Origin of the sequence: Paenibacillus allorhizosphaerae, from assembly GCF_042659105.1 — a bacterium.
Taxonomy (GTDB): domain Bacteria; phylum Bacillota; class Bacilli; order Paenibacillales; family NBRC-103111; genus Paenibacillus_G; species Paenibacillus_G allorhizosphaerae.
This window is the reverse complement of the sequence record NZ_JBHSRV010000071.1, coordinates 1-808: the sequence shown is the minus strand read 5'-3', so window position 1 is coordinate 808 and position 808 is coordinate 1. Positions and strand designations below refer to the sequence as shown.

At 41.2% G+C, this 808-nt stretch carries 1 protein-coding gene; it reads right to left on the bottom strand.

All coding sequences use genetic code 11. The features are described from left to right. Window positions 1-556: 556 nt before the first annotated feature. Window positions 557-646 (bottom strand): YjcZ family sporulation protein, encoded by a 90-nt coding sequence (locus ACFQI7_RS37795; RefSeq protein ID WP_230415819.1) that lies wholly within the window; start codon window positions 644-646, stop codon window positions 557-559. Between the last annotated feature and the right edge of the window lie 162 nt (window positions 647-808).

Genomic DNA, 808 nt, shown 5'->3' with positions numbered 1-808 from the left:
TATCCATCGAACCTGATTCAAGCTAGTGCACCACACCACATGCAAGATTTGATCCGACCTGTTTCATTTTTTTGTATCATTAGGCTTCTACACACACATTTAGGTAATCACCTACGTATCATAAAACAAAATTTAGGTGAGTACCTACTTAAAGGAGTGCAAATTAATGGCATTTTTACCATCCACACCACCACCTCATCCCCCTGCATTCGTACAACCAAATCCCTGTTTATATAAAATAACATATGTCCAGCTTTGGACTGGAGAGAGGTTCTGGTTTTACCCAACGAGTATAGAGTTCAATGTCGTTTCAGGCTACAGATGGACTGGACTATTCTGGATTTCTTATCGATTTGATCCAAGATCTATTCGTTTCGTTGACTGTTCTCCGATTCCAACGCTTTATTGATCTGCATTAGGAGCATGGGAAAAGTTGCACGCGGCTGCGACTCCTTCCTACTCTGTACTCAATTTTAAAACCGCCCTGTAAGCTCATACACTATAAAAAGACCCGCATTGTTGCTTGCGGGTCTTTCGTTTTTATAGACTTTGGAAATTAGATACACCAAGAAGTTAAAACAATAACTAAAAGAATGTACAGGACAAGAATTACACCAGTGCTAGTAAAGCCTCTTACATGACTCATGATATTGCCCTCCCTCCTATTTAGCTTTTGTATTTTATGAACGCAGGTCCCATCAAGCGTGGGCAAAGCAGAAATTGGGCTTACCGAGGGGAAAAGAACTCAGACCGAACTAGCTCAATTAACATAGGATAGAGTGGGAGCCGCCAACCTCCATGTTAGTGA